Origin of the sequence: Corallococcus llansteffanensis (assembly GCF_003612055.1) — a bacterium.
GTDB lineage: Bacteria > Myxococcota > Myxococcia > Myxococcales > Myxococcaceae > Corallococcus > Corallococcus llansteffanensis.
The window spans coordinates 1-8,869 of the sequence record NZ_RAWB01000416.1 but is presented as its reverse complement, the minus strand read 5'-3'; the positions used below and the strand labels follow the sequence as shown (position 1 = coordinate 8,869).

The following is an 8,869-nucleotide window of genomic DNA, read 5'->3' as shown; positions in this document are numbered from 1 at the left end:
TCGACTGCTCGCCCGCGCACCTGCGCCTCCTCCTGGAAGAGGGCCTGCTGGCGCGCGAGTCCATTCCCCGCCGCGTCCTCGTGGGCGGCGAAGCCGTGGACCCCGCGACGTGGAGCCACCTCGCGGCGAACGCGCAGATGCGTGTCTTCAACGTCTACGGCCCCACCGAGTGCACGGTGGACGCCACGGCATGCGCCTTCGACGCCTCACCCACGCCCACCATCGGCCGGCCGCTGCCCAACGTCCGCGTCTACGTGCTGGACCGCAACCTCCACCCGGTGCCCACGGGCGTCTCGGGAGAGCTCTTCATCGGTGGCGAAGGCGTAGCGCGCGGCTACCTCGGCCGCCCTGAGTTGACCGCCGACCGCTTCATCCCGGACGCCTTCTCCGAAACCCCGGGTGCGCGGCTGTACCGCACGGGTGACGTCGCCCGGTGGCGGGCCGACGGCATGCTCGACTACCTGGGCCGCGCGGACTTCCAGGTGAAGGTGCGTGGCTTCCGCATCGAGCTGGGTGAAATCGAAGCGACGCTGCTCCAGCACCCGGAGGTGCGTGAAGCGGTGGTGCTGGCGCGCGAGGACGTGCCCGGCGACAAGCGCCTCGTCGCCTACGTCACCGCGCTCGAAGGCCACTCCCTGGAGGCGGACACCCTCAAGGCACACCTCAAGCAGCACCTGCCTGAGTACATGGTGCCCTCCGCATTCCTCGTCCTGGAGGCCCTGCCCCTCAACACCAACGGAAAGGTGGACCGCAAGGCCCTGCCCGCGCCGCAGGGTACCGCCCCCACCTCCAGCTACGTCGCGCCGAGCACGCCCACCGAGGAGCAGCTCGCAGCCCTCTTCATGCAGGTGCTGCGCGTGGAGCGCGTCGGCATCCACGACGACTTCTTCGCGCTCGGAGGCCACTCGCTGCTGGCCACCCAGCTCGTCTCGCGCGTGCGCGCCACCTTCCGGCGTGAGCTGCCCCTGCGAGCCCTCTTCGAGGCGCCCACCGTGGCCGCCCTCGCGCAGCGCATCGACTCCGCACAAGCCGCCACCGCTTCGGCTCCGAAGAAGATGATCGCGGTGCGCGCCACCACGGTGCCGCTGTCCTTCGCACAGCAGCGGCTCTGGCTGTTGGATCAGCTCCAGCCCGGGGATGCGTCCTACAACCTGCCCGCCGCGCTCCAGCTCACCGGGCGCCTGGACGTGGAGGCCTTGCGCCGAGCCTTCGAAGCCCTCGTCCTGCGCCACGAAGCCCTGCGCACCACCTTCCACGAGCACCTGGGCCAGCCCACGCAGCTCATCAACGCCCCAGGTGACTGGACGTTGCCGCTCGTGGACCTCTCCGCCCTGCCCGCTGCACAGCGGGAAACCGAAGCCCGAAGCTTCGCGAACCAGGAGGCGCAGCGTCCCTTCGACCTGAAAGCGGGTCCGCTGCTTCGCAGCATGCTGGTGCGGCTGAGCCAGGAGGAGCACCTGCTGCTGGTGACGATGCACCACATCGTCTCCGACGGCTGGTCCATGGGCGTCCTCGTCCGCGAGCTGACCGCCCTCTACGCGGCGTTCAGCACGGGCAGCATGCCAACCCTCCCGTCCCTGCCCGTGCAGTACGCGGACTACGCGACGTGGCAGCGCGACTGGCTCCAGGGTGCGACCCTGGACGCGCAGATGGGTTACTGGAAGGAGAAGCTCACGGGCGCGCCCCCCGCGCTGGAGCTGCCCACCGACCGCCCGCGTCCGCCCGTGCAGTCGCACCGCGGCGCCACGGTGGACGTCCACATCCCCGCGAACGTGTCCGAGGCCCTCAAGGCCCTTGCGAAGCAAGAGGGCGCCACGCCCTTCATGATGTTGCTGGCCGCGTTCCAGGTGCTCCTGTCGCGCTACGCGGGGCAGGACGACATCAGCGTGGGCTCCCCCATCGCCGGCCGCACCCAGGAGGAGACCGAGGGCCTCATCGGCTTCTTCATCAACACGCTGGTGCTGCGTGCACAGCTGAAGCCCCAGTCGACGTTCCGCGAGTTGCTGGCCCAGGTCCGAGGCACGACGCTCGCGGCCTACGAGCACCAGCACCTGCCGTTCGAGAAGCTCGTCGAAGCACTACAGCCCACACGAGACCTGAGCCGTGGACCGCTCTTTCAGGCCATGTTCAGCCTGCAGAACACGCCCTCCGAAGCGCTGCGACTGCCCGGCCTGTCCTTCCAGCCCCTGCCGCTGGAGGTCCAATTCGCCAAGTTCGACCTCACCCTGGCGCTGCGGGAATCCCCCACGGGCGTGGTCGGTATGTTCGAGTACGCGACGGACCTCTTCGATGCCTCGACCATCGAGCGCATGGCAGGCCACCTGGGCGTGCTGCTGGAGGCCATCGCGACGAAGCCAGACACCCGGCTCGCGGACCTGCCGCTGCTCACCGACACGGAACGCCAGCAACTCCTCGTCGAATGGAATCCGCGCACGCCTGCGACAGAGCGCGAGTCCAGCATCGCGGCGATGGTGGAGGCCCAGGTTCTCCGTACCCCTGACGCCGTGGCGGTCATCACCCCGGAGCGGCGTCTGACGTACGGGGAGGTGGACGCACGCGCCAACCAGCTCGCTCACCGGCTGCGCGGCCTGGGCGTCGGCCCCGAAGTGCGCGTGGGCCTGTGCGTGGAGCGCACCGAAGACCTCGTCATCGGGGCGCTCGGCATCCTCAAGGCGGGTGGCGCTTATGTGCCATTGGACCCCAGCTACCCGCGTGAGCGCCTGGGCTGGCTGTTGGAAGACGCCCAGGGCCCGGCGCTGGTAGCGCATTCGCACCTGCTGTCCTCGTTGCCGGAGCACTCCGCCACGCCGGTGTGCCTGGACACGGATGCTGAACTCGCGAAGCAGCCCACGACGGCACCTGCGGTGGACGTGCTCGCTGGCCACCTCGCCTACCTCATCTACACCTCCGGCAGCACCGGCCGTCCCAAGGGCGTCGCCATCACCCACGGCAACGCCGTGGCCTTCTTGCACTGGGCCCTGGCGACCTATGCGCCAGAGGAGTTGAAGGGTGTGCTCGCGGCGACGAGCCTCAACTTCGACCTGTCGGTGTTTGAGTTGTTCGCCCCGCTCGCCAGCGGCGGCGCCGTGGTGGTGGCGCGCAATGCCTTGCACCTGGCGGAGCTGCCCACCGCTTCGGAGGTAACGCTCGTCAACACCGTGCCCTCCGCCATGGCCCAACTGGTGCGCCTGGGCGCGGTGCCGGCGGCAGTGCGCGTCATCAACCTCGCGGGCGAGGCACTGCCGGAGACGTTGGCGAAGCAGGTCTACGCCCTGCCCTCCGTACAGAAGCTCTACAACCTCTACGGCCCGTCCGAGGACACGACGTACTCGACAGGCTCTCTGGTGGGACGCGAGGAGGTGCCGCTCATTGGCCGGCCCCTCCCGGACACGCGCGCCTACGTCCTCGACGCCACGCTCCAACCCGTGCCGGTGGGTGTCGCCGGTGAGCTGTACCTGGCGGGCGAAGGCCAGGCCCGCGGCTACCTGCTGCGACCGGACCTCACCGCGGAGCGCTTCCTCCCGGAGCCCTACGGCCCTCCGGGTGGCCGCATGTACCGCACCGGTGACCGCGTCCGGTACCGCGAGGACGGGCGGCTGGAGTACCTCGGCCGCGTCGACTTCCAGGTGAAGGTGCGCGGCTTCCGCATCGAACTGGGCGAAGTCGAAGCCGCCCTGCGCAAAGCTCCGGGCCTCAAGGACGCGGTGGTGGTGGCGAAGGGCGAAGCCGCCGACAAGCGCCTCGTCGCCTACGTCGTGCCAAAGGCCGGCGAAGCCCTGGAAGCCGAAGCGCTCAAGGCGCAGCTGCGTCAGGGCCTGCCCGAGTACATGGTGCCCGGCACCGTGGTGGTGCTGGACGCCCTGCCGCTCAACTCCAACAGCAAGGTGGACCGCAAGGCCCTGCCGGAGCCCGAGGCGCCCCAGTCTGGGAGCACCTACCTCGCACCCCGCACGCAGACAGAAGCGAAGCTCGCCGCCATCTGGGCCGAGGTGCTTCGTCTTCCCCAGGTGGGCGTGCGGGACTCCTTCTTCGAGTTGGGCGGGCACTCGCTGCTCGCCACCCAGGTGGTGTCGCGCGTGCGCGCGGAGCTGCGCGTGGAGTTGCCCCTGCGTGCACTCTTCGAGTCACCCACGGTGGAGGGCCTGGCCCTGCGCCTGGCCGGCCTCACCGGCGCCAGCGCCCCGGCCCTCGCGCGCGTCTCGCATGAAGGTACGCTGCCCCTCTCCTTCGCGCAGCAGCGCCTGTGGCTCATTGATCAGCTTGAACCGGGCAGCTCCCTCTACAACATGCCCGTGGCGGTGCGGCTGGAAGGCACCCTGCGCACGGACGTGCTGGAGCAAGCGCTGCAGGAAGTCATCCGTCGCCACGAGGCCCTCCGCACCACGTTCGTGCAGGTGGACAACGAGCCCGTGCAGGTCATCCACGCGGAAGTCGTCCTGCCGCTTGGCCTCGTGGACCTCACGAGCGTGGACGCAACACAGCGGGAGGCCGAAGCGCGGGTGCGGATGGAGCAGGAGATGCGCAGGCCCTTCGACCTGCGCACCGGCCCGCTCGTGCGCACGCTGCTCTTCAAGCTCGCGGAGCGTGAGCACATCCTCGTCGTCAACATGCACCACATCATCTCCGACGGCTGGTCCCTCGGAGTGCTGGTGCGAGAGGTGAGCGCGCTCTATGCCGCGTTCGCCCATGGCCAACCGTCTCCCCTGTCGGAGCTGCCCGTGCAGTACGCGGACTACGCCGCCTGGCAGCGCCGGTGGATCCAGGGGGAGGTCCTGGATGCACAACTTGGCTATTGGAAGCACCAGCTCTCCGGTGCGCCGGCCGTGCTGGAGTTGCCCACCGACCAGCCCCGCCCGGCGGTCCGCAGCAGCGCGGGTGCGGCACTCGGCTTCACCCTTCCGCGTGAGTTGACGGAGAAGCTGCGGAGCCTGGGCCATCACGAGGGCGGCTCGCTGTTCATGGTGCTGCTCGCCGGTTGGCAGGCCCTGCTGTCACGCTACACGGGCCAGCGCGACCTCAGCGTCGGCTCTCCCATCGCGGGCCGTACGCGCGCGGAGACGGAGGGCCTCATCGGCTTCTTCGTCAACACGCTCGTGCTGCGTGCCAACGTGGAGGACGGCCAGTCCTTCCGCGCACTGCTCCAGCAGGTGCGCGGCACGGTGCTCGGAGCGTACGAGCACCAGGATGTGCCCTTCGAGAAGCTCGTGGAAGTGCTGCAGCCCACGCGCAGCCTCAGCCACACGCCGCTCTTCCAGACGCTGCTGGCACTCCAGAATGTGCCCACCGAGGACGTGCGGCTGCCGGGCCTGCGCCTGCGAGGACTCGCCTTCCAACACGCGACCTCGAAGTTCGACCTGAGCGTCTTCTTCTCGGAGACGCCGGACGGATTGCAGGGCGAAGTGGAGTACAGCACGGCGCTGTTCGAGCGGAGCACGGTGGAGCGGATGGCCGCCCATCTGCGCACGTTGCTGGAAGCCGTGGCCGCGAAGCCCGAGCAGTCCGTGGCGGAGCTGCCGCTGCTGGGAACCGAAGAGCGTCAGCGTCTGCTGGTGGCCTGGAACGACACCGCGGCGGACAGCCCCATGGACGTCCCCGTCCATGTCCACTTCGCCCAGCAGGCCCGGCGCACGCCCGACGCCGTGGCCCTCGTCCAAGCCGAGGCCACGCTCACGTACGCCCGGCTCGATGCCCGCGCCAACCAGCTGGCCCACCACCTGCGCGCCCTCGGCATCACTCCCGGCGCCCGCGTGGGCCTCGCCGTCGAGCGCTCCTTCGACCTGATTGTCGCGCTCCTCGCCATCCTCAAGGCCGGCGCCGCGTTCGTCCCCGTGGACCGCAATGCCCCCATGGAGCGCATCGCCGTGCTCCTGGAGGATGCCGATGTGGAGGTGGTGCTCACCCACCAGCCCTTCGCCTCACTGCTGCCCGCGACCGGCACCCGTGTCTGGCTGGACGCACAGCAGGACGTCCTCGCCGCACTGCCCACGCATGCGCCGGACGTCTTCGTGGACGGCGAATCGCTCGCCTACGTCATGTTCACCTCCGGCAGCACCGGGCGTCCCAAGGGCGTCTGCGTGCCGCACCGAGGCATCACCCGACTGGTGCTCGGCAGCACCTGCATGCGCTTCGGGCCTGACGAGGTCTGGAGCCAGATCGCGCCGATTGCCTTCGACGCGTCCACCGTCGAAATCTGGGGCGCGCTGCTGCATGGCGCGAAGCTCATCCTCGCGCCGCCCCATGCCCTCTCCCTGGAAGAGTTGACCACGCTGCTGCGTCAGCACCGCGTGACGACGTCGTTCATGACGACCGCGCTCTTCGAGCAGATGGTCCTGCACCACGGTGAAGCCGTGGCGGCGGTGCCGCAGGTCGTCACGGGGGGTGATGTCATGCCCTGGGCTCGCGTGCGCGCGCACCTGCCCCGTCTCCCCGTGGGCTCGACCCTGGTGAATGCCTATGGCCCGACGGAGAACACGACGTTCTCCACCACGCTGTCCCTGCACCGCGACACGGTGGTGGACAGCCCGGTGTCCATCGGCCGGCCCATCTCCAACTCCACCGCCTACGTGCTGGATGCGCACCTGCGACCCGTTCCCGTGGGCGTCGCGGGCGAGGTCTACGTCGGCGGCCCTGGCCTTGCCTGGGGCTACCTGCACCGCCCCGACCTCACCGCGGAGCGCTTCGTTCCGCATCCCTTCGCCATGACTCCCGGCGAGCGCCTCTACCGCACGGGTGACAAGGCCCGCTGGTTGGAGGACGGCACGCTCGACTTCCTCGGCCGCGTCGACTTCCAGGTGAAGGTGCGCGGCTTCCGCATCGAGCTGGGCGAAATCGAAACCTCCCTGCGTGCCGCCGCTGGCGTCAACGAGGCCGTTGTCATCGCGAAGGGAACAGACGGGGACAAGCGCCTCATCGGCTACGTCACCGCGCTCGAAGGCCACACGCTCGACATCGACGCCCTCAAGAGAGGCCTCAAGCAGCACCTGCCCGAGTACATGGTGCCCTCCGCGCTGCTGGTGCTGGAGGCCCTGCCCCTCAACGCCAACGGCAAGGTGGACCGCAAGGCCCTGCCCGAGCCGGGCGATGCTCCGCGCGCCTCCGCCCTCGTCGCCCCGCGCAACGCCACCGAGGAGATGCTGGCCGCGATCTTCTCGGAGGTGCTGCGCGTGGCGCGTGTCGGCATCGACGATGACTTCTTCGCGCTCGGCGGGCACTCCCTGCTGGCCACCCAGCTCGTCTCGCGCGTGCGCGCGGCCTTCGGCGTGGAGCTCCCCCTGCGGGCCCTCTTCGAGGCCCCCACGGTGGAAGCGCTCGCGAAGAGGCTCGAAGGGGCCCAGCGCACCCCGCACCAGGCACCGCCGCTGCGACCCACTTCGCGCGAGGGAGCGATTCCCCTCTCCTTCGCCCAGCAACGCCTGTGGCTGCTGGATCAACTCCAGCCGGGAGACATCTCGTACAACATCCCCACGGCCCTGCGGCTGACGGGCCGCGTGGACGTGGAAGCCCTGCGCCGTGCCTTCGAGGCGCTCGTCCAGCGCCATGAATCCCTGCGCACCACGCTCTCCGACGCCCACGAGGAACCGTCGCAGCGCATCCAGGCCCCGTCCGGGTGGGACCTGCCCCGCATCGACTTGTCGTCCCTTCCCGAATCGCAGCGTGAAGAGGGGGCCCAGCGCGTCGCAGCGACGGAAGCGCGCCGTCCGTTCCAGCTCTCCACCGGCCCGCTGCTGCGCACCACCCTCGTGCGCCTGGGCGAGGAGGCGCACCTGCTGCTGGTGACGATGCACCACATCGTCTCGGACGGTTGGTCCATGGGCGTCCTCGTCCGCGAGCTGGCTGCCTTCTACGCGGCGTTCAGCACGGGCAGTACGCCGTCGCTCGCACCGCTGCCCGTGCAGTACGCGGACTACGCCAAATGGCAGCGCGAGTGGCTCCAGGGGGCGGCCCTGGAAGCACAGATGGGCTACTGGAAGCAGCAGCTCACGGGAGCACCGGCCGCGCTGGAGCTGCCCACCGACCGTCCGCGTCCGCCCGTGCAGTCGCACCGAGGCTCGACAGTGCCCGTGCGGCTCTCACTGCCTGTCTCCGAGGCGCTCAAGGCCCTGTCCCAACGGGAAGGTGCCACGCCCTTCATGACGCTGCTCGCGGCCTTCCAGGTGCTCCTGTCGCGCTACGCCGGCCAGGACGACATCAGCGTGGGTTCCCCCATCGCGGGCCGCACCCAGGAGGAGACCGAAGGCCTCATCGGCTTCTTCGTCAACACGCTGGTGCTGCGCACGCACCTGAAGCCTCAGGCGACGTTCCGTGAGCTGCTGGCCCAGGTGCGCGGCACCACGCTCGCGGCCTACGAGCATCAGCATCTCCCGTTCGAGAAGGTCGTCGAAGCGGTGCAGCCCGCGCGCGACCTGAGCCGAAGTGCGCTCTTCCAGGCGATGTTCTCACTCCAGAACGCGCCCGCCGAAGCACTGAGCGTCCCCGGTCTGTCCTTCCAGTCCGTTGACGTGGCCACGAGTTCCGCCAAGTTCGACCTCACGCTCACGTTGCAGGAGTCGCATCAGGGCTTCGTCGGTGCGCTGACGTACGCCACGGACCTCTTCGACGCCTCAAGCATTCAGCGCATGGCCGGCCACCTGGGCGTCCTCCTGGAAGCCATCGCCGCGAAGCCCGACACGACGCTCGCGAACCTGCCCCTGCTCACCGACACCGAGCGCCAGCAGTTGCTCGTGGGCTGGAACGGCCCGCGCATCGACTTCGCGCGTGACACCTGCATCCACGACGCCTTCGCCGCCCAGGCACGCCTCACGCCCGATGCACTGGCCGTCGTGTGCCGCGACGAGCAGCTCACCTTCCGGGAACTCGACGCGCGCGCCAA

Annotated in this window: 1 protein-coding gene; it reads left to right on the top strand. The window is 69.6% G+C overall.

Translation table 11 applies throughout. The features are described 5' to 3' along the window. The coding region (locus D7V93_RS30265; RefSeq protein ID WP_120646692.1) for a non-ribosomal peptide synthetase at positions 1-8,869 on the top strand (8,869 nt) is incomplete at both ends.